Here is a 20,994-nt window from a genome sequence, read left to right as displayed (position 1 = left end):
CGCGCAACCAGCGTGCCCGGGCGGGCGAGTCGACGAATCACAATTCCCCGCGCGAGCGCAGCGCCGCAATGCGGTCGGCCGTGCGGCATGCGATCGCCTGAATGGTCAGTGAGGGATTGACCCCGCCGACGGTCGGAAACACCGAGCCGTCGCAGATCCAAAGATTGGGAATGTCCCAGCTGCGGCAATCGGCGTTGACCACGCTCGTGTCCGGGTCGTCGCCCATGCGGGCCGTGCCGTTCAAGTGACAGGTATCGTCTTCCTGCCGCCAGACTTCTTTTGCCCCGGCTGCTTCGATGGCCGTCGTCATGAAATCGAGCGCATGCTTGACGAGCCGTGTGTCGCTGTCGCAAAGAGAATGCGTGACGCGTGCGATCGGCAATCCGTAGGCGTCTTTCTCGTCGGCAAGCGTGACGCGATTCATCTCCTGCGGCAACGTTTCGCCGACGATCTTCAGCCCCGCCTGGTGGTTGTACTTCTCCATTTCGCTGTGCAGCGCCTCGCCCCACAAGCCGCGTCCCGTTTGCACGGCGGCCCACGCATTCGGTAGCGGTCCCTGGCTCATGTAGCAATAACCGCCGAAGAAGTCCTTACCCTTATCCGTATAGTTCCAGTGCTCGGTCATCGCGAGCGAAGGTGGTCCCTTGTACCAGCGAATCTCTTCGTCCATCAGGCCCCAGACGGCTTGATTCGACTGCACCATCAGGTTCTTGCCGACCAGCCCTGAACGATTCGCGAGGCCGTTCGGAAAGCGCGGCGTCGCCGACATCAACAACAGGCGCGGCGTCTCGATCGCATAACCCGCGACGACGACGTTGCGTGCGCGTTGAAATTGCCACCGTCCTTCGCGGAAATATTCGACGCCATGGGCGCGGTCGTGTTCGTCAAGGACCACGCGCCCGACCATCGACAAGTCGCGTATCTCCGCGCCAGCCTTCACGGCGCGTGGAATCCAGGTCACCAGCGCGCTTTGCTTCGCATTCGTCGCGCATCCCGTCACGCAGAAGCCACGATAGACGCACGGATGGGACTTGCCACGCGGCGCCGACACGGTCGCGAGCGGCGTGGGGCACCAAGGGATGCCGAGCGCATCGCAACCGCGCGCGAGTACGAGTGCCGCAGCATTGAGCTCGTGGGCGCGGTACGGATAGCGGGGCCGATGCGGCCCCCACGGATAATTGACGGGCCCGGAGATTTTCAACGCATCTTCGACATAGGCGTAATAACGCCACATCTCGCGCCAGTCGATCGGCCAGTCGGCGCCGTAGCCGAGCAGTGTGCGCGCTTTGAACCATTCGGGGCGAAAGCGCAGCGACACCATGGCGAAGTGGACCGTGCTGCCGCCCACCGCTTTGCCGCTATTGTTGCTGCCGAGCTTGAGCGGCTGTTCGCCGTCGCAAATGCGCTCATCGGTCCAGTACAGCTTGGCTTGATGCGTCTCGTCGGAAGCGAATTCTTCGAGCGGCCGCCACCATGCGCCCGCATCGAATGCGACCACGCGAAAGCCTTGCTCGGCGAGGCGGCAAGCGAGCGTGCCGCCCCCCGCACCGGTACCGACGATCGCGAAGTCGACCGGGTCGTCCTGCGGATATTCCTGCATCGGCACCCAGCCGCCTACGGTGAATACGTCGGGTGCGCGCCCGTCTTTGCCGCGCGGCGTGTGCAAAGCGTCATCGCGCACGACGATTCTCCTCGAGCGCACGCGCTTCACGTCCCGGCTTCGCTTCGGAGGCCTCCCATGGATCGCGGCGATTCGCCTGCATCCGCACATAGCCGCGCGGATTCGCGGGGCCGCCGAAGCCGATTTCGTTCCACGCTTGCGGGTGGGCGTAATAGGCGCTCGCGATGTCGTGTAGCACACGCAAGCTGAAGAAGACATTCGCTGCCATCCCTTCCCATGCGCTGTCTTTAAGCTCGCCTCGTTGCATGCGCGTGACGAGTTCGCGCTGATGGCTTTCGTCGATATCCGCGAATGCCGCGCCGTATGCCTGTCGGCTTTCCGCATCGAGAGCGGCCAGACCGATACGCCATGCATCGCGAAGGGGCGGCAGCCGTGCATCGCGATAGCCGTCGCGGCCGTCGTGAAACAGCTTCATATCGACGAGTGCGGCGACGGGCACGGTAGGCGCGACGAAACGATCGCTTTCACGTTCGCGTTTTGCCGTACTGTCTTGCGCAGACGCTTCATCCGTCGCCCGATGCGAACGAGGGACGATGAGCGAACAGAGCGCGCTTAACGTACGCCACTGCGCGTCGTTGCAAAAACGCGGGAGATTGGGCTGCGCGAGGCGCTCGTCGATGACTTCTCGCGTCACGTCGTCCCATGACGGCGTGTCGCGCTTATGCATGACGTCGTAGCCCGGATAGCGTGGTCGGTGGTCGATGCTCAACGTTCGGTCTCCCTCAAACGCAAGGCGGCGAGGCCCGCCGTCGCCAATGCGGTAAAGCCGGGTGGGGCAGGCAGCGGCGGCCCGTTCAGGACGTTTTGCGACCAGTTGCGCCAGCCGCCCTGATTGCGCGCCACGCCGCGGATATGGAAGCCGACGCCGATCGCGCCGAGTGCGGCCGTGACGCGGAGCCAAAAGCGCGTCCACCTGTTCGCTCGCGGCGGTGCGAGCGCCGCGCGTGCCAGCAGGGCCGCTGCGATCGGCGGGATCGTCACGGGTGCATACATCACGCGGTTGTGAAAGGCGCCGCGAAAATGCAGTAGTGCAACTTCGCCTACGGTGCCGATCATGCCGGCAGCCGCGACCCATGCGAGCGCTTTTCCGGCTGGCATGCCGAACAGCCGTGGGTCATGTGCGGGTTCGTCGCGCAACCGCTCGCCGACGGCGCCGAGCGCGCCCGATAGCAGTAACGCGGCAGGCGCTCCCAGCGGCGCGCCGTAAAACAGGTTGTGCCAGCTGAATCGTCCCGGCCGCTTCGTCACGTTATACAGATGAAACCCTGTGCCGGCCACGCCGACGCCGGCAGCCGCCAGATAGATCGCATTGCGCAGCGGGTGTCGGCTGCCCATATCATCGGCGCCGCCGTGAATCCCCGCCGCCAATGAAAGGGTGCCGACGATGAGCGGCGCAAACATCGCGCGATTCTCGAACGAGCCACGGTAATGTTCGATAGCCGAGTCCGCCAATGCCGACCAGGCGAGCAACGCGGAACTGCGATTGAATGCGCGGGCGGCATGGATGTGTGCATCCACCTTCTTGCCCATGCGCGTCGCCTGCAATGCCGGGGCGACGACAAGGCGCGCCGTTCCCAACGTATCGGCGATGCCGGGCCGGCGTTGTCTATCCTGCGATTGGGTGGCTTTAACAATCGTCGCGGCTGCCAGCGCGCCCGCGGCGACGCCGATGGCAGCGACGATTCCGTCGGCCGTGCGATTCATGAGCGCATGTCTCCTTGCATACTGCCGTTCATACTGCGAAAGGCGCGGCATCGGCCCGTTTGAATTCGAGCCCGCAGCCCGGTCGCGAGAGATCGGGCGCGATCGTGCCGTGCGCGACGCGCGGCGCGCCGTCGAACAACATCGATTCGATGCGGACGTGATCGTGAAACCATTCGATATGCCGCAAGCGCGGAGCCGCAGCGGCCAAATGGCAATGCAATGCGGGCGCACAATGCGCCGAGAGCGGGATGTGCCACGCGTCGCATAGTTGTGCTGCCTGCATGAAGCCCGTGACGCCCCCACAGCGCGTCGCATCGGCTTGCAGTACATCGACGGCCTGCGCTTCGAGCATTCGACGAAAATCGTCGCACGTGTAGGCGTATTCGCCGGCGGCGATATCCATCTGCGCCGGCGCGCCATCGCGCACGCGTCGCATGCCTGCGAGATCATCCGACGAAACGGGTTCCTCGAACCAGGCGACGCCGTATTCGGCGAAATGGTTCGCCGCTTGCAGCGCACCGTTGACGGTCAATGCGCCGTTCGCATCGACGAACAGCGCGGCGTCAGCGCCGATCGCATCGCGCGCCGCTTTCACGCGGCCGGGATCGCGCGAGGGCTCGGCGCCGATTTTCATCTTCACGGCAGTGCAACCGTCGACCTTGACCCAGTGTGCCAGTTGCTCGCGTAACCTGGTGTCGTCGTAGCTCGTGAATCCGCCGCTGCCGTAGACTTGCACGTGCTCGCGTAGTGGCCCGCCGAGCAAGCGGACGAGTGGTAGGTTCAATAAGCGCGCGTTCAGGTCCCACAGTGCGAAGTCGAGCGCCGATATCGCGGTGGCGCAAAGTCCGGCGCGCCCGATGTTGCGCACGCGGCGCCACAGGCGCTCACTCAACGAGCGGGTACTTCCGGCGTGCTGATGAAGCAATTCGTTGGCGAGCGTGTCTTCGATCAGCGTCACGGCGCACGCGTCGGTATAGGTATAACCCAGGCCTGTGCATCCGCCCGCTTCGATTTCAACGACAACGAGCGTGGTCGAAGTCCATTCGAATGTGCCGTCCGCTTCCGGTGCATCGGTTGGAATTTTGTAGGCGTGCGCGCGCACCGCGCGGATCGGCGTTGCGGTGCGGGCGTCATCTGCAGCGTTTTCGGGGCCGGCGTGTTGCGTCTGCATAGCGCGCGAACTATCGGTGGAGACGGACTTCATCGTGGAGTGCCAATCAATGTCGATGCGATGCGCAGGGAATGCGGCTTCGCAGCGGAAATGCTGCCGCTCTCGGCGACGCAGCAAGCGTTATGCCGCGTTCCTGCCGCCGCCTCCGAACAAGCGGGCATGTCATTTGCGTCGTAGCGTTGGTTTCCAAGCGTCGTGGAGGGCGTGTCATGTCAAACGCAAGCGGCAAGAAAGCGAGCCAAAAGAATCATGAGGAAGAACGCATCGACCACGGTGGAGACGAGTCGTTTCCGGCCAGCGACCCGCCCGCCGTGGGCGGTGCGACGCGTATCGATCCGAAGCAGTCGCCGAAGCCGGGAGAAGGCGGTGCCAGCGAGGACGGTGGCGGTAGCGACGATACGCCTGGCAGCGACGATACGCCTGGCTCGGGTTCGAAAGGCAAAGCGAAGAATCCGACCGGAGACAGCGACAACGGCTTGAGCGGCATCGCCGGTTGACCGCATCGGGCGATGAGCGCCGCACCGCTTCAATATTTGACGCACGCGGCCGGCCCGGCCGCGGCGCCGACTTATCGACTGGGCTGGGCGCTGATGGCGCTCGTGTCGGCCGTGATGATCGTCATCGCGGTGCTGCTGGTGGTCGCGATTGCGAGGCGTCGCCAAGCGCCCCCGGCCGGTGCGGCCGAAAGGTTGCCGCCTGATGCCGGCGGGTTGCGATGGTTGGCGATCGGCACGGGCATCTCGTCGATCGCGCTGTTCGGAGCGCTCATCTACGCGATGATCACACTTGACTCGGTGGCCTCGCCTTCGCGTGAGCCGCCGTTGACGATTGAAGTGACCTCATACGATTGGTGGTGGAAGGTCGCCTATCCCGACGCGGCCGACCCTTCGCGCACATTCGTCACGGCCAACGAAATTCACATTCCGGTAGGCGTACCCGTGCGCGTCGAGCTTCGCAGCGCCGATGTCATCCATACATTCTGGGTGCCGAAACTCGCAGGCAAGACCGAGATGATCCCGGGGCAAACGAACGAGCAATGGATCGAAGCCGACGAGCCCGGCGTGTATCGGGGGCAGTGCTCCCAGTTTTGCGGGGCGCAGCACGCGCATATGGCCTTCGAAGTCGTGGCGCAGCCGCAGGCCGAATTCGACGCATGGCGCGAATCGCAACGACGTAGCGCTTCGACTGCCGCTACCGCCGATGCGCGCGCGGGCCAGAAAATCTTCGATGAACGCTGCGCCGGGTGTCATGCCGTGCGTGGCAGCTCGGCCAACGGCATGCAGGCCCCGGATCTCACGCATCTCGCTTCGCGCCGTTTGATCGCGGCGGGGCAATTGACGAACACGCCCGAACACCAGCTCGACTGGATCGAGCACGCGCAGCGCATCAAACCCGATTCGTTGATGCCGTCGATAGCGTTGTCCGCTTCCGATGCGTCCGCGTTGTCGGCGTACCTGTCCACTTTGCAGTGAGCGATGAACGATGTCAGAGACGCCTATCTCCGCCTTGCCCGGTGACCCGCCCGGCACCGTCCGTCTATCGCGCCCGCTGCAACGCGGCACGATCGATGAGGCCGGCAAGGCGCGGTTGCACGACCTATGGGAGGCGCGCCCCGGGTGGCGCGGCTGGCTCTCGACAGTCGATCACAAGACGATTGGCCTGCGCTATCTCGTGACCGCATTCATCTTCCTGCTGATCGGCGGCATCGAAGCGTTGATCATGCGGGTGCAGCTCGCACGCCCCAATGCGGGCATCCTGACGCCGGAGCAATACGATCAACTGTTCACGATGCACGGCGTGACGATGATCTTTCTCTATGCATTGCCCGTGCTGTCGGGGTTCTCGAACTACCTATGGCCGCTCGTGCTCGGCGGGCGCGACATGGCGTTTCCGCGCCTGAACGCATTGTCGTATTGGGTGTTTCTCTTTGCCGGCCTCTTCCTCTATGCGAGCTTTCCGTTAGGGCAGGGTGCCGATGCAGGCTGGTTCAACTATGTGCCGCTGTCGAGTCTCACCTACGACGTGGGACCGAACATCGACGTCTACGCCCTCGGCATGGTGCTGCTCGGCATCTCGACGTCGGTTGGCGCCGCAAACTTCGTCGCCACGTTGCTGCGGATGCGCGCCCCGGGCATGTCGATCGATCGCATTCCCGTATTGGTCTGGGGCACGTTGACGGCCTCGGTCGGGAATCTGTTTGCCGTGCCTTCGGTGAGCCTGGCGTTCTTCATGTTGTGGCTCGATCGGCGAATCGGCATGCATTTCTTTGACGTGACGGGCGGAGGCGGACGCGCGCTGCTCTGGCAGCACTTGTTCTGGATGTTCGCGCACCCCTGGGTCTATGTCGTGGTGTTGCCGGCCATGGGCATCGTCTCCGACGCACTTCCGGTTTTTTGCAGAAGGCCGCTCGTCGGCTACGGGCCCGTCGCCATTTCGACGGTTGCGACCATGGTGATCGGCTTCGTCGTTTGGATCCACCACATGTTTGCGACGGGCATCCCGCCGCTTGCGCTTGCGTTCTTCGGATCGGCCAGCATGATCATTTCGATCCCGAGCGCGGTTGCGACCTTCGCATGGATCTCGACGATCTGGCTCGGGCGTCCTGTCTTCAAAACGCCGTTTCTCTTTTTCGCGGGGTTCGTGCTGCTGTTCGTCATCGGCGGCGTATCGGGCGTCATGACGGCAGCCGTGCCGCTCGATTGGCAACTGACCGACACCTATTTCGTCGTCGCCCACCTGCATTACGTGCTGATCGGCATCAACGTGTTTCCCGTCGTCGGCGGTACCTACTTCTGGTTTCCGAAATTCACGGGCCGCATGATGAGCGAACGGCTTGGACGCATCGCGTTCTGGCTCATGTTCGTCGGCTTCAACCTCGGGTTTTTTCCGATGCATATTGCGGGGCTGCTCGGCATGCCGCGCCGCATCTATACGTACTCGCCCGATATGGGCTGGAACACGGTCAATATGTTGACGTCGATCGGCTCGTTCGTTTTCGCGTTCGGCATTCTCGTGTTTCTCGTCGACCTCATCTACAGCCTGAAGCGCGGGCCGCTGGCCGGCCCGAACCCATGGGACGCACCTTCGCTCGAATGGTCGGTCCCGTCGCCGCCGCCGCCCTACAACTTCGCAGTCCTGCCGATCGTCGCGAGCCGGCATCCGCTTTGGGAGGCCCGCATGGAAGAGGAGGCCGAGAAGCCGCCCCGCGCGCGTTCGCATCTCGACGAGGGCTATTTGCTCGGGCAAGGGCGCGAGGCGCTGGGCACCACCGCGCTCGGCGGCAAACCGTACGTGATATTGAAAATGCCCGAGGATTCGTATGCGCCCTTCATGTTGGGCCTGTTCGCCGCTTTGTTCTTTGCCGCGCTTGCGCTGCGCTGGTGGGGGGCGGCGCTCGCGATGTCGTTGGCATGCGGCGTGTCGATCGTCGTCTGGCTATGGCCGCGGCGCGAACTTGTGCAGCGCGAGCCCATGCCGGTGGAGGAGCGGTGAGATGAGTGACGATGCGCAAGCGGTCCAGCTTCATCCGGCGAACGCGTTACCGGTCGGCAGCGCCGGCGAGCGCGCGAGCGGCATGCTCGGCTGCGTGATGCTGATCGCGACCGAGGCAGCGCTGTTCGGCTATCTGATCTTTTCCTACCTGTACCTGGCCGTGCAGCAAACGGTGCATTGGCCGCCCGAAGGGTTGCCGAAGCTCGGCCTTTCGTCCGTCAACACGGCCATTCTCATATCGAGCAGTGTCTTCGCATGGCTGTGTGAGCGATTCGTGCGCAGTCGGCGCAAGCGCTGGGCCGTGGCGATGATGGCGGTGGCCGTCGTGCTCGGCATTGCGTTCGTCGGCATCCAGTTGCATGAATGGCACGACCATCCCTACGGGCCGACATCCCACTTATACGGTTCGCTCTATTTCACGATCACGGGCTTTCATTTGGCACACGTGCTCGTGGGCCTTTGCGTGCTTGTGCTGCTTGGCTGGTGGACCACGCTCGGCTATTTCGATGAAAGGCGCCATGCCGCGCTGACGATCGGCAGCTTGTATTGGCACTTCGTCGATGTCGTCTGGCTGTTCATCTTCACGACGCTTTACCTGACGCCCTATTGGTTGAAGTGAAATGCAAGCGAATCGTGCCTTGAGTGGCGAGCCCGTTTCAACGTTGATCTTGACGATCGGCGTGCTGGCGACGCCTGCCGCGTGGGTGCTGCAGATTTGCGCCGGCGAGGCGCTGATCGCGCGAGCCTGCTTTCCGCACGATGTCCCGCTGCGCGTTCCGCTGGCGCCGGCCGTTAGATGGGGCGTGGTAGGCATGAGCGGGTTGATGTTGGCCATCGGCATGTTCGGCACATGGCTCGCGTGGCGCAACTGGCGCCGCCTCACGCAAGCGCGGCGCAGTCAGACGCCCGAGACGATCGATAAGAAGGTCGAGGGTGAAGCGTTTGTGGCGCGGTTGGGCCTGATGGCGAGCGTGTTGTTTCTGTTTGCCCTCGTGGCGACCGATGTGGCGACGGCGCTCGTCAAGGCCTGCATGTGAGCTGACGCGGGCGCATCGATGACGAAGGGGGTTACGTTGATCGGCCGGAGCGGTGTTAGACGATTGCTGCAAAGACGATTCGCTCGACGCGCATCGGCGATGGCGGCCGCATGCTTGTGCGCGGTTTTGCTGCTCGCGGTGATTGCTCCGGGGCGTGCGGACGAGGCCGCTCGCGGCAATACGCCGAATACGCCGAATGTGGCGACCGGGGTGGCTGCAACGAACTCCGCCGATACTGCCCTCATCGCGCGTGGTGCATACCTCGCCAAACTTGCAGATTGCGCCGGCTGCCACACGAACGCGCCAACGGGCACGCCGCCGAAGCCTTCGCCCCCGTTCGCCGGTGGCTTGCCGATGGGTTCGCCGTTCGGCACGATCTGGACGAGCAACATCACGCCCGACCCTGCGGCCGGCATCGGCCGCTACACCTATGACGATTTCGTTCGCGCCGTGCGAGACGGCGTCGCACCGGGGGGCAAGCGTCTTTATCCTGCGATGCCGTTCCCTTCGTTTTCAAAGATCAGCGACGACGACATGCATGCGCTCTACGCGTACTTCATGCACGGCGTCACACCCGTGCCGAAGCCTGCACCTGAGACGAAGCTTCCGTTTCCGTTCAACCAGCGTTGGGCGCTTGTCGCATGGGACGAGCTGTTCGCGCCCCACGAGCGGTTCGATCCGCGCGCGGACCGCAGCGCGCAGTGGAATCGCGGGGCCTATATCGTGCAGGCCCTCGGCCACTGCGGCGCGTGCCACACGCCACGCGGCCCGGGTTATCAGGAGCGCGGCTACAACGACGGCGATCGTCTTTATCTGACGGGCGGCACGAACGACCATTGGTTCGCACCGAACCTGACCGGCGATCCCGATTCGGGTCTGGGCCGCTTTTCGGCCGACGACATCACCGCGTTTCTGAAGCATGGGCACGGTGGGGGCCTGGCTGCGTTCGGCAGCATGGTCGAAGTGATCGAAGACAGCGGCCAATACATGACCGATGACGATCTGCATGCCATAGCCACTTACTTGAAGACGCTGCCGCCGCGAGAAAAGAGCGGGCATGTCGATACGGACCCCGCGCGCAACGCCGGCACGGTACAACTGTTGCGCACCGGCGCGGTCGAGTATCCGGGTGCAGGCCTCTACAACGCGTTTTGCGCGCGCTGCCATCACGCGAATGGCCGGGGCGAGCCGGATAAGTATCCGCAGCTCGCGGGCAACCCGATTGTCGTCGCGCCGCATGCGACGTCGCTGATCCGCCTGCTGCTGGAGGGAAGCCGCAGCCCCGAGACGATCGGCGGCCCGCAGCCGCACCGCATGCCGTCGTTCGCGCAGAAGCTCAACGATACGGAAATTGCGCGCGTCCTGAGCTTCGTTCGCAACGCGTGGGGCAACGAAGCGCAACCGGTCGCGCCGCGCGAGGTCCAGCAAATGAGAAGGACGTTGCGCCGCTGAACGATCCCACGGCCCGCCGCGACGCGGCGGCCGTGCGAACGACCGGCGGCGCAGACGATCGAACCTACAATTTCACGCCACCCGCTTCGGGTGCGTCCGGGTCCAAATCGTCGCGCGCGACGTCGTAATCGGCCTCGTACTCGTCATCTGCGCCGAGGCCGCGCCAATAGGGCTCACGCCCGTAGTACTGGTGGACCGAGGTCGCCCAGGTCGCGTCGGCCATCGACGGCCATTGCTGCTTATCGAAGCCCGGTGCGTTCTTGATCCGCTCGGACGACAGCGAAACGAGGAAGCATTTGCGTGTCGTATCGAGGGTCAGCGCGTTCCAAGGGATGGCGAGCAGTTTGTCGCCGATACCGAGAAAGCCGCCGCAGGACATCACGACGTAAGCGATGCGGCCCGCCTGAACGTCGAGCATGATTTCCTTGACCTTGCCGACTTCTTCGCCGTCCGTGCTCAAAATCTTATCGCCGTCGAGCGTGCTGGCGGCCATGACGTCGGGCCCCGGCCCGGACGAAGACTCGTTGCCTTCGCCGACGATACGCGCGCCTTGCGCGGCGCCTGGGGTGGTGGAAGTGCTGTGAGGACGCATAACTTTCTCCTGTTCGTGCGGTGATGCGTCGATGCGACGAAGCCGGCGCAAACCAACCGCGCTGGCTCCGGCGACCGGCGCGAGGTCAGCGACACTTGCCGCCGCCGTCCATGCCCGTTCCCGTTCGCCAAGCGCGCTTGCCGGCTTCCGACAACTCGCCGCAGCTATGGGTAGAGTCGGCCTCGGTGCCTTCGACGGCCATTGCGCCGCCGGGCTGTTCGAGCGACGGCTGCTTCTGCCGCTTGCGGGCGGCAACGCGTTCATCCTGCGATTTGCCGCTGTGGATGTTCATGACAGTCTCCTTTCGAAAACGCTTTCGCAATGGTGAAGGCACGCATAAGGCGTGCCGGAGACGAGCGGGCAGGTGGCGCGCGCGTTGCTGAGGAGAGGGAAGGTTGACGGCAACGTCGATCTGCGGCTCGTCGACGTCCGTTTTGGCAATATCGATCAGCGGGCATCGATATCGATCAACGTTGATCGACATCGTCAACATGACTCCACCACGGATAGGTCGATTCCACAGGAGATCTCATGAGTACATTGAACCCCGATAACTTCCCGGACGCGGGCGGCGGCGAGGCGCCCGGTCGCGACACGGGCGCGCTGGGCCCGAGCGATTCGTCCGATAGCGGAAGCGACATCGCCGGCGCAAAGCGGCATGAATTCGACAGAGACTCCGAACTCGACGAGCACGCGCTCGAACTTGGCGATGCCGAGCTGGCGAGCGACACGGACCGTGCGGGTACCGGGGAGCGTTCATCGGCCGATGGCGACGCTAACCTGATCGACGATGCCGACATCGAGCCCGATCGGATCGACACGCCGGTCGATCCGAACGAGGGCTTGGAACCCTAGCCCGCAGACCCCGAGGCCGACGCAGCCGGCCGGGTGGCCTGCCGGGTGGCCTTCGAAACGGCCGGCACCGCAGCGCGGACATCGACCGCGTTCGGATAAAGCTGCAGCAGAGCGCGCAAGACGCCGTTGGTCCACCCGAAGCCGTCTTGCAGCGGATACTCGCCGCCGCCGGCCGAGGCCTGCGCCGCGTTGCCACCGATGTCGTACTTTTCGACGAGCTTGCCCGTGCGCGCGTAGTAGGCAACGTTCGTCCGTATCCAGCGCGTGGCGATCGTCTGCGCCAAAGCGGCTTCGCCATAGCGCCGCAGGCCGATCACGGCCAGGTATTGCAGCGGTGCCCAACCGTTCGGTTCATCCCATTGCTGGCCGCTTGCCACCTGGGTGGTCGCCATCCCGCCAGGCCGCAGCAGCCCACGTTTGACGGATTCCGCTACGGCCCGCGCCTGTTCGCGCGACGCGACGCCTGCGAACAACGGATAGACGGTGGCTGCCGTCAATCGGTGCCGCGGCGTTCGATGCACGTAGTCGTAATCGGCGAATGCGCCGATACGCGGATCCCACAGCCAATGACGGATCGCTTCGGCGCGTGCGGCGGCGCGCGCTTCGAAGTTCTCGCCGCGCGTCGCGTCGCCTTGCAGCCGGTACGCCTTGGCGAGCGTGCGCTCCAACCCGTAAAGCAATGCATTGAGGTCCACGGGCACGAGCGACGTGACATCGATCGTCGCGAGCGTGCGGTTGTCGCCGAACCAGCGCGAGCTGAAGTCCCAGCCCGTTTCTCCGCCGGCCCGCAGGTTGCGCCAGAGATCCTTCGAATTGCGTTGCGGCGTGGCGCGGGCTGTGTCGACATCTTCCCGATACGATTCGTCGCGCGGCGCATCGCGCTCGTCCCAATAGCGGTTCAGCACCGTGCCGTCGAAAAGACGAACGACGTGCCGCACGGCATGACCGGGGCCCACTGACGACGCTCCCTCCATCCAGTAGTCGTACTCGGCCTTGAGCTCGGGCAGATACTGCAGATAGACGCTGTCCCCATCGCGCTGCGCGAGCAGACCGACCATCTGCGAGAAGAACGGGGGCTGCGAGCGGCTCAGGTAATAGGTTCGATTGCCGTTCGGAATGTGCCCGTAGCGATCGATGAGCGTGGCGAAATTTTTGAGTTCGTCGTTCGCGAGATCGTTGCGGCCGCTCGCGACGAGCCCGAGCATGATGAAGTACGAATCCCAGTAATAGACCTCGTCGAAGCGGCCGCCCGGCACGACGTAGGGCGCTGGCAGCGGTAGGAGCGACGACCAGGGTCTGGCCGCTGCGTCGGGATCGCGGCGCAACACGTCCCACAGCGTGTCGGTATGCGCGACGACAGTCTGTTTCGGATCGGAGATATACGGCCGCGCATCATGGCGCAGTCGTACGAAATGCGCCTCTACGAACCTGCGCAGATCGAAGCCCGCTTGCGTGCGCGCCGTTTCATAGGCAGCGACGATGCGCGCGGGCGCCTCCTTCGGCGTCATATCGGCAAAAGTCTTGCTGTCGGGGAAAAGGTGTGCAAGTTCGACCGCACGATATAGCGCGCCCAGCGTCTCCGAAGGCGGCGCGGCAACGAGTGGGGCCTGCGTCGAATGCGCAGCGGATGCGGGAGCGCTCGATGTCGCCGTCGCGGTTGCACGCTCGCTCGAGCGCGCAGCCGCAGCGGGCGGCGTGGGCGGTTCGGCTGCCAGACAGGCGGCGGCGGACAGCAAAGCGGCAGCGAGCGCGTGGCGCGCCAAGGCGAACTGCATGGGCGTTTCCTCTGATGGTCGTATCGGCGCGGGTGCCGGCGCACGCGGGAGCCGCTCGGACTCGATCGGCCCACGCGTCGGCGCCGCCGACGAAGCAACGCTCATGCCGCCATGCAGATCAGCGATCGTTGCGCCACCGGGGCGCGCTCACTGCAGATGCTGACCGCCGTTGATCGAGATGTTGGCGCCCGTGACGAACGCGGCCTCGTTCGAGCACAGGTAGGCGACGAGCGCCGCGACTTCCTCGGGCTGGCCCAGGCGGCCGACCGGGATGTCCGGGAGGATTTTCGTCTTCATGACGTCGTCGGGCACGGCCATGACCATGCGCGTGGCGATAAAGCCGGGCGACACGGTATTGACGGTCACGCCTTTGCGCGCGACCTCCAGCGCCAGCGACTTCGTGAAGCCGTGCATACCCGCTTTGGCCGCCGCATAGTTTGTTTGCCCAAAGCCGCCTTTGCAACCGATGACCGACGAGATGTTGACGATACGGCCCCAGCCGCGCGCCGTCATCTCCTCGTACCACTGCTTCGTCATGTTGAAGACCGAGTCGAGGTTCGTGCTCAGAACTGCGTCCCAGCCATCTTTCTCGAGCTTTTTGAAGCTCGCGTCGCGCGTGATGCCGGCGTTGTTGACGAGGATGTCGATCGGACCGATCTCGGCTTTGATCTGTGCAGCGCAGCGAACGCACGAGTCGTAATCGGCTACGTCGACGGGATAGGCGCGAAACTGCCGGCCTGTCGCTTCCATGCGTGCGAGCCAATCGTCGGCGCCCGTGTTGTTCGGCGAATAGGTGACGACGACAGCGTGGCCGACGTCATGCAGCCTGATGCTGATTGCTTCGCCGATGCCACCCATGCCGCCCGTGACGAGCGCTAACTTTTTGGTCATGTTCTTTCTCCATTTATGAGCGATTGACGAAGTGAAGCGAGGCCGGCGCAACGCAGGCCTCGCAAATGACATCGCGGTGAGCCGCGACGGCCCGCGCGCGCTAGCGCAAGCGCGAACAGGCTTTGAGAAGGGAGTTGCCGTTTTCGGTGATGCGCGGGCGCGGCAGGCCGATGTCTTCCGGCTGTTCGAGCGCAATCAAATGGCGTTCGAGCAACGTGCAGAGCTCTGCACGATCGACGATCTGGTCAGGAGCGTCCTTGACGAGCATCAACGTAGCGAGTTCATGTGGGCTCAGCATGCTTATCTCCGATCAGCAAAAGAGGGCCGATTGTTCAAACCAATTGACGCCGCGGCGCAAAGTTGCACCGGTTTGACCGCATCAATCACATCGTCGACGTAAAGCACTGAGCGAAACCGGAAGGGCCGCCGGTCGAAAAAATGCAAAACTGCGAGAGGTAGGAATGGCTATTCATATGACGCTATAAAACGTTTTCGATTATTTATTTGAACCGGGTGATTCAAGGTACTAATTACCCGCCCCAGGCACGCATCCAGGAGCGATACGGTAATTGTTTCGGAATGCGTGGCTCGCTTGTGTTGAGCCCTGCCTGATTCGTGGTTGGCGCAATACTAATACCGTCTTTCGCAGTTCGCAATACGGAAGGACGACCTTTGTCTACTTCCCCATTTGTTTTGATGGGTGCAACCCAATGCCGGTTGCACGATAACTTTCATAGCCGTCGCCGTGAAGTCCGTGATAGATAATGCGGCCCGGTTTAATTGGCTCGTCATAATCTTCAGGGCAAATATTGTTGGCGCGACGAATGCGGCCCGTTTATTGCTGTCGGCTCTCATGCCGGCCCGGCCACGTGCGCCGGGGGCCGCTAACCGAGGAAACCACGTCCATGCAAGATACCCAGGAACCGAAGAACCCCGGCGACGAAGCGCCGCCCGATGCGCCGGGAGTCGGCGAAAGTCCCTGTCGCGTCTGTCGCGGCACCGGCATGGTGGAAGGACAGCCTTGCACGATATGCGGCGGGACCGGACGCGTGCTGCAGGGCATTGGGGGCGGTTGAAAAATCGCCGCGCCCTGCGGGCCAACAACTTGCAGGACGCGGCGCGGCGTGCCGTTACGACACGTTAGTGATGCTCACCCCTTGGCGGAATGGAACCTGACGCGACGCCGGTGGTTTCGACGCGCTCGACGTTCGAATCCCAGTAGGGCGAACTGCCGTAGTAGGTATGAAGTTCGTTCGCCCACGTTGCGTCCGCCATCGTCGGCCAGTGATCCTTATCGAAGCCCGGGGCGTTGCGGACGATTTCGGAAGTCACCGACAGCAGGAAGCACTTGCGATCGGTATCCAGCGTCAGCGCCTTCCAAGGGATGGCGAGCAATTTATCGCCGATGCCGAGAAAACCGCCGCTTGACATGACCGCGTACGCAATGCGGCCCGTATACACGTCGAGCATGATCTCCTTGATCTTGCCGACATCTTCGCCATCGGAACTCATCACCTTATCGCCGTCCAGGGTGCTCGCGGCCATCACATAGGGGCCCGGGCCTTCCGCGGTGGAACTGCCTTTGCCGACAACGCGCGCTTCGCCGCGGCTGCTCATGGGGTCGGGTGTAATGCTCATAGCGATGCTCCTTTCGAAGTGATCAATCGTTGCGGCCGGCATCGCTCGTCATCGACGACCGATTGACACTTACCGGCGGTTGTTGCGTATCGATGATTCGTGAACGGCTACTGCACCTGCGAGATCGCCCCGGGTGCCGATGGTCTTGCGAGTGGGCCGGGTGTTGGGCCATGTATTCCTCCTTCCACATTCGTTGAACACGCTTTCAATTCAGCAACGACCGTTCCATCGAGCTTCTCGCGATTGGCATTGCCGCGTGTGTTCATCGTGCTTCTGCGAAGACCGTAATTCGTGCAGAGACGGTGCAGAATTTGCCGGGGAGTCCTATTCCTGAGGCGAATACGCTAGCGCTCGCGATATTCGTCTGTTGCGCCCTTCGCAGGGACCGAGGGGGCAGACCTCTCCTGCCTGACCGGTGCGTTCGTGCCGGCCAGGCATTATTGATTCGTACTGCTAACGGTGACCTATTCCTTTCCGCCTCCGCGATAGGTCGGGTCGTTCTGCTGCGGCGAGGAGCCATCGGTCGTCCCCGACGGGTGGGTTTGCTCCGTCCCCGGCGATACGGTGGTCCGGCCCGATCCCGTGCCCGTGGTACCAGGGCTGCCGTAGCCGCCCGTGCCCTTGCGGTGACGGCGCATCGTCCGGTCTTGATCGTAGGTCGAACTGTTGCCACCGTTCATCCCAGGTTGGATACCCGGTTGCTCGAGCGTATTGCCGCTCGGCGCTGCGCCGCCGCGCATACCGGCACCGGCGCCGCCACCCGCGCCAGCCGAACCGCCGGCGCCCTGGGCATAGACCCCGCCCGCACATGCCATCGCGATTGCAGAAACCAGTAGCGTCTTCGTGGTCGTCTTCATGTGTGATCCTCCGTCCATTAAAGGTTGGTTGACTCGATGCGCGTCCAATTTCAACTTCGCACGCACATGTTCTCCGCCGCAACGCGCATGCCTCGTCCCGCGTTGCGGCGTTCCCGCGGCCGCGGGAACGTGCGTTGCGTGATGACCTCGATGGCCTTTGGATGCCGCTATGAGGGGAGCGTGAAGAGAATCGAGCACCGTGCACGAGCGAGGATCAAAGGGCGCATCGCCGCCGATATCTGGCAGGCGATGCGGCGCTACCGTGCGCAGACGTTCGGAGCGGCGGCATTGATGATTGTCGCCAAGCTGGCGGGTGTCTCCGTGCCTCTCGCGTTGCGGGCGATCATCGACGATCTCGGCCATCGCACGGCGCTCGCGCTTTTCCCCGTCTTTCTTGTGTTGGCCTATGCGCTGTTGCGCTTTGTCGGCGACGCGCTCGGCGAGGCGCGCGACGTCGTCTTCAGCACGGTCACGCAGCATACGGTCGCCGGACTCGCAGAGCGCACGTTTGCGCGGCTGCATCGTCTCGGGGCGCGCTTCCATTCGCAGCGCGAAACGGGTGCGATCGTGCGCGACGTGCAAAAGGGCACGGAAGGCGTGGGCTATCTGCTCGGCGTGGGGCTGTTCACGATTTTGCCGTCGTTCATCGAGATCGGCACAGTGATCGGCATCATCGCCACCCATTTCACGGTCACATTCAGTTGGATCATTGCCGCCACGCTGGTCAGCTATGCCGGTTATACGATGATTTTTACGCGGCGTCGCATGGTCGTGCAGCGCGAAGTGAACCGGCTCGAAGCCGCATCGGATAGCCGGCTCGTCGATAGCATGCTCAATTACGAGACCGTGAAATACTTTGCGGCAGAGGAGTTCGAAACGTCGCGTTATCGCGGCGTGCTGAGCAATTGGGTCGTCGCGCGCCTCGCGAATCAACGCGCACTGACGGCGTTGCACATCGGGCAGAGCGCCGTCGTCTGTCTCGGCATCGCGGCGATGATGCTGCTGGCGGTGCAGTACGTCGTGGCCGGGCGCATGACGCTCGGCGATCTCGTGCTGGTGAACGCCTATATCGTGCAGGTATGCATGCCACTCAATACGCTCGGGTTCGTATTTCGCGAAACGAACGACGCGCTCGTCAATGTCGAACGCATGTTCGCGGTGCTGGCCGGCGACAGCCTCGAACACGGCGACGAGGCCGCCGATGAGGATCGCGACGAACCCGACGCGAAGCCGTTGATCGTCACGACGGGCGAAATAGCGTTCGAGAACATCGATTTCGGCTATGACCCGGCGCGGCAGATCTTGCACGGGGTCGATTTTCGGGCGAAGGCGGGCGCGACCCTCGCGGTGGTGGGCGGCAGCGGCTCGGGCAAGTCGACGCTGATGCGGCTTTTGTTTCGCCTTTACGCGCCGACGCATGGCAAGGTCACGATCGACGGGCAGGACGTGCGGTACGTCACCCGTCGTTCGCTGCGCGAAGCGATCGGCATCGTGCCGCAGGACACGGTGCTGTTCAACGATACGATCGCCTACAACATCGGCTATGGCCACGAGAAAGCGACGCGCGCCGATATCGTACGCGCGGCGCGTGCGGCCCAACTGGACGAATTCATCGAACGGCTTCCCGACCACTACGACACGCGCGTCGGCGAGCGGGGGCTGCGGCTGTCGGGCGGCGAACGACAACGCATCGCGATTGCGCGCGCCTTCCTCAAAGATCCGCCGATCATCGTCTTCGACGAAGCAACTTCGGCACTCGATACGCGTTCCGAACGCGCCATTCAAAACGAGTTTCGCCGTCTCGCCGAAGGGCGCACGTCGATCGTGATTGCGCATCGGTTGTCGACCGTCGTCGACGCCGACCGCATCCTCGTCATGGAGCATGGGCGCATCGTCGAACAGGGTCGGCACGGTGAACTCATCGCAAAGCCGGGTGGAGTCTATGCCCGGATGTGGGCGTTGCAGCGCGAGCAGGGGGAACTCGAGCATACGCAACGCAAGCTGGCAGCGAAGCCGATGCGATTGGGCGATCTCGCCGCCGAAATCGCGAGCCGCGTCGTGACCGAAGCGAGCGAGCAAGGCGTCGACTTTGGGCTCAGCGTGACCGATCCCGATGTGCCCGTCACGGGCGAAACCGAGCAGATTCAGCGCGTGGTCGCCATGCTGTGCGCCAACGAAATCGCTCACGCCCCCCCCGGCGCGCGAGTGCAGTTGCGTGCAAAAAGGGAAACCAATTCAGCCTCGCTTGCGGTATTGGGCGCGTACGCCGAGCCCGCTCCGCTGACGGCCGAACAGGCGGCCGAAGCCGAACATATCCTGGGCGCCGCGGGCGGCACGTTTTTGCCGATGTCGGTCGACGGCCACGTGGCCTACGTGGCGTCGCTTCCGTTGCTGCCCGTTGTCGGTATTGACGGGGTGGGGGCGCCGCTTGCAACCGCGGCCGCCCGGCTCGAGGGCATCAATGTGCTGGCGATCGATGACGATGAAGAGGCGCGCGACGCGCTGGAGGCCGCGCTCGTTGCGAACGGCGCACGGGTCGAACTCGCAACGTCGGGCGAGGAAGCGTTGCGGCGCCTCGAGCAAAGCGAGCGATCGCAATGGCCGGGCGTGCTCGTTTGCGATATTTCGATCGGCGACGAGGACGGCTGCGAGGTGTTGGCGCGCATTCGCGACATGGCGAGCAAATTCGACGGCGCGTCGCCGCCGGCCATCGCCTTGACGGGGCACACCGACCCGGCTGTACGTGAAAGGACGACGCGCGCCGGGTTCGCGGCGCATTTCGTCAAGCCCGTGCCGATCGAAGTGCTCACCGGCGAAATCCATCGCCTGACGGCACACGCCTGACTTCGTCGCAGCACGCGGCGCGTTCACGGCCGGCGAGGCGCGCGCGGAAATGATCGGCCGTCGCGCTCAATCCCGCATCGAGCGAAGTCGTGGGCGACCAATCGAGCAGCGCGCGAGCGGCGGAGATGTCGGGCTGACGGTGCCACGGGTCGTCGATCGGCAGCGGCCGAAAGACGATCTCGCTGTCCGACCGCGTCGCCCGCCTGACATGCTCGGCCAATTCAAGCATCGACACTTCATGTGGATTGCCAAGATTGACCGGGTCGCAAGTGCCTTCGGGGGCATCCATCAGGCGTATAAACGCATCGATCATATCGTCGACATAGCAGAGCGAGCGCGTTTGCGAGCCGTCGCCATAGACAGTCAACGGCTCGTTCGTCAGCGCCTGCACCATAAAGTTCGATACGACGCGCCCGTCGGCCGGGTGCATGCACGGGCCGTAGGTGTTGAAGATGCGGGCGATGCGCACTTCGAGTCCGTATTGACGCCGGTAATCGACGAACAACGTTTCGGCGCAGCGTTTTCCTTCGTCATAACAGGCGCGCGGGCCGACCGGATTGACATGGCCCCAGTAGTCCTCTTTCTGCGGATGAACGCGCGCGTCGCCATACACTTCGCTCGTCGACGCCTGAAAGATCTTTGCACGCACGCGCTTGGCGAGACCGAGCATGTTGATCGCACCATGCACGCTCGTCTTCGTCGTGCGCACGGGGTCGTACTGGTAATGGACGGGCGATGCGGGGCAGGCGAGGTTGTAGATTTCGTCCACTTCCACATAGAGCGGAAACGTCACATCGTGCCGCATCAGCTCGAAGTTGCTGCGGCCAAGCAGATGCGCCACGTTCTCGCGTGTGCCCGTGAAGAAATTGTCGACGCACAATACGTCGTGGCCCGCTTCAACGAGCCTCTCGCACAAGTGCGAGCCGAGAAATCCGGCTCCGCCCGTCACGAGTATTCGCTTGCGACCGAGTTCTTTCATCGTCACTTTCTCCCGTTATGCGTGAT

The 20,994-nt window shown here is 63.6% G+C and carries 21 protein-coding genes; 9 read left to right on the top strand and 12 right to left on the bottom strand.

Going from position 1 to position 20,994, the window contains the following annotated elements; translation table 11 throughout:
* Positions 1-37: 37 nt before the first annotated feature.
* The 4 genes from C0Z19_RS24930 to C0Z19_RS24915 are packed head-to-tail and all read right to left on the bottom strand — an operon-like array spanning position 38 to position 4,556.
* A complete protein-coding gene (locus C0Z19_RS24930; protein ID WP_102612507.1) occupies positions 38-1,681 on the bottom strand; it encodes a GMC family oxidoreductase in 1,644 nt (547 codons plus the stop codon).
* Complete coding sequence (locus C0Z19_RS24925; protein ID WP_102612524.1) at positions 1,671-2,348, bottom strand: gluconate 2-dehydrogenase subunit 3 family protein; 678 nt, start codon at positions 2,346-2,348, stop codon at positions 1,671-1,673. Before C0Z19_RS24925 ends, C0Z19_RS24930 begins: the two co-directional genes overlap by 11 nt.
* A 38-nt stretch (positions 2,349-2,386) precedes the next feature.
* Positions 2,387-3,385: a hypothetical protein gene (locus tag C0Z19_RS24920; protein ID WP_102612506.1), complete on the bottom strand. Its 999-nt coding sequence runs from the start codon at positions 3,383-3,385 to the stop codon at positions 2,387-2,389.
* A gap of 28 nt (positions 3,386-3,413) precedes the next feature.
* On the bottom strand, positions 3,414-4,556 hold the full coding sequence (locus C0Z19_RS24915; protein WP_102612523.1) for an enolase C-terminal domain-like protein: 1,143 nt from the start codon (positions 4,554-4,556) through the stop codon (positions 3,414-3,416).
* A 209-nt stretch (positions 4,557-4,765) separates the two neighbouring features.
* Here C0Z19_RS24915 and C0Z19_RS24910 point away from each other — a divergent pair, with 209 nt between their 5' ends.
* From C0Z19_RS24910 to C0Z19_RS24885, 6 genes are all read left to right on the top strand, one after another.
* Complete coding sequence (locus C0Z19_RS24910) at positions 4,766-5,053, top strand: hypothetical protein (RefSeq protein ID WP_102612505.1); 288 nt, start codon at positions 4,766-4,768, stop codon at positions 5,051-5,053.
* Positions 5,054-5,065: 12 nt separating this feature from the next.
* Positions 5,066-6,028, top strand: a complete 963-nt coding sequence (coxB, locus tag C0Z19_RS24905; protein ID WP_102612504.1) for a cytochrome c oxidase subunit II — start codon at positions 5,066-5,068, stop codon at positions 6,026-6,028.
* A gap of 10 nt (positions 6,029-6,038) precedes the next feature.
* The gene (gene ctaD, locus C0Z19_RS24900; RefSeq protein WP_102612503.1) at positions 6,039-8,048 is read left to right on the top strand and encodes a cytochrome c oxidase subunit I; all 2,010 of its coding nucleotides are present in this window, start codon (positions 6,039-6,041) and stop codon (positions 8,046-8,048) included.
* Position 8,049: 1 nt separating this feature from the next.
* Positions 8,050-8,667 carry a cytochrome c oxidase subunit 3 gene (locus C0Z19_RS24895; protein ID WP_102612502.1) on the top strand — a complete coding sequence of 206 codons (618 nt, stop codon included), beginning with the start codon at positions 8,050-8,052 and terminating at the stop codon, positions 8,665-8,667.
* A 1-nt stretch (position 8,668) separates the two neighbouring features.
* Positions 8,669-9,085 carry a hypothetical protein gene (locus C0Z19_RS24890; RefSeq protein WP_102612501.1) on the top strand — a complete coding sequence of 139 codons (417 nt, stop codon included), beginning with the start codon at positions 8,669-8,671 and terminating at the stop codon, positions 9,083-9,085.
* Positions 9,086-9,184: 99 nt separating this feature from the next.
* Entirely contained in the window at positions 9,185-10,537 is a 1,353-nt protein-coding gene (locus C0Z19_RS24885; protein WP_102612500.1) for a c-type cytochrome, read from the top strand.
* A gap of 64 nt (positions 10,538-10,601) precedes the next feature.
* Here the strand turns inward: C0Z19_RS24885 and C0Z19_RS24880 are convergent, their stop codons facing one another.
* Positions 10,602-11,129: a PRC-barrel domain-containing protein gene (locus tag C0Z19_RS24880; RefSeq protein ID WP_102612499.1), complete on the bottom strand. Its 528-nt coding sequence runs from the start codon at positions 11,127-11,129 to the stop codon at positions 10,602-10,604.
* Positions 11,130-11,214: 85 nt separating this feature from the next.
* Positions 11,215-11,421 (bottom strand): hypothetical protein, encoded by a 207-nt coding sequence (locus C0Z19_RS24875; RefSeq protein ID WP_102612522.1) that lies wholly within the window; start codon positions 11,419-11,421, stop codon positions 11,215-11,217.
* Between the two features lie 239 nt (positions 11,422-11,660).
* On the opposite strand from C0Z19_RS24875, the gene C0Z19_RS24870 reads away from it, so the two are divergent.
* The gene (locus tag C0Z19_RS24870) at positions 11,661-11,984 is read left to right on the top strand and encodes a chemotaxis protein (protein WP_102612498.1); all 324 of its coding nucleotides are present in this window, start codon (positions 11,661-11,663) and stop codon (positions 11,982-11,984) included.
* On the opposite strand, the gene treF is transcribed toward C0Z19_RS24870, so the two are convergent.
* The 3 genes from treF to C0Z19_RS24855 form a co-directional block, all read right to left on the bottom strand.
* Positions 11,981-13,759 carry an alpha,alpha-trehalase TreF gene (gene treF, locus C0Z19_RS24865; protein ID WP_102612521.1) on the bottom strand — a complete coding sequence of 593 codons (1,779 nt, stop codon included), beginning with the start codon at positions 13,757-13,759 and terminating at the stop codon, positions 11,981-11,983. The genes C0Z19_RS24870 and treF overlap by 4 nt on opposite strands.
* Positions 13,760-13,906: 147 nt before the next feature.
* A complete protein-coding gene (phbB, locus tag C0Z19_RS24860; protein ID WP_102612497.1) occupies positions 13,907-14,650 on the bottom strand; it encodes an acetoacetyl-CoA reductase in 744 nt (247 codons plus the stop codon).
* Positions 14,651-14,750: 100 nt separating this feature from the next.
* Positions 14,751-14,948: a hypothetical protein gene (locus tag C0Z19_RS24855; protein ID WP_102612496.1), complete on the bottom strand. Its 198-nt coding sequence runs from the start codon at positions 14,946-14,948 to the stop codon at positions 14,751-14,753.
* A gap of 607 nt (positions 14,949-15,555) precedes the next feature.
* Here C0Z19_RS24855 and C0Z19_RS28535 point away from each other — a divergent pair.
* Positions 15,556-15,726 carry a hypothetical protein gene (locus C0Z19_RS28535; RefSeq protein ID WP_175084076.1) on the top strand — a complete coding sequence of 57 codons (171 nt, stop codon included), beginning with the start codon at positions 15,556-15,558 and terminating at the stop codon, positions 15,724-15,726.
* 64 nt (positions 15,727-15,790) lie between these two features.
* On the opposite strand, the gene C0Z19_RS24850 is transcribed toward C0Z19_RS28535, so the two are convergent.
* On the bottom strand, positions 15,791-16,288 hold the full coding sequence (locus tag C0Z19_RS24850; protein ID WP_425330295.1) for a PRC-barrel domain-containing protein: 498 nt from the start codon (positions 16,286-16,288) through the stop codon (positions 15,791-15,793).
* A gap of 464 nt (positions 16,289-16,752) precedes the next feature.
* Complete coding sequence (locus C0Z19_RS28355; RefSeq protein ID WP_158243062.1) at positions 16,753-17,145, bottom strand: hypothetical protein; 393 nt, start codon at positions 17,143-17,145, stop codon at positions 16,753-16,755.
* Between the two features lie 150 nt (positions 17,146-17,295).
* Here C0Z19_RS28355 and C0Z19_RS24840 point away from each other — a divergent pair, with 150 nt between their 5' ends.
* Positions 17,296-19,989 carry an ATP-binding cassette domain-containing protein gene (locus C0Z19_RS24840; protein WP_102612520.1) on the top strand — a complete coding sequence of 898 codons (2,694 nt, stop codon included), beginning with the start codon at positions 17,296-17,298 and terminating at the stop codon, positions 19,987-19,989.
* Here the strand turns inward: C0Z19_RS24840 and C0Z19_RS24835 are convergent.
* Entirely contained in the window at positions 19,952-20,968 is a 1,017-nt protein-coding gene (locus C0Z19_RS24835; RefSeq protein ID WP_102612493.1) for a UDP-glucuronic acid decarboxylase family protein, read from the bottom strand. The genes C0Z19_RS24840 and C0Z19_RS24835 overlap by 38 nt on opposite strands.
* Positions 20,969-20,994: the final 26 nt, after the last annotated feature.

Origin of the sequence: Trinickia soli (assembly GCF_002879855.1) — a bacterium.
In the GTDB taxonomy this organism is placed as follows: domain Bacteria; phylum Pseudomonadota; class Gammaproteobacteria; order Burkholderiales; family Burkholderiaceae; genus Trinickia; species Trinickia soli.
Note: the sequence above shows the minus strand (reverse complement) of the source record. Positions and strands in the feature narration are given on the sequence as shown.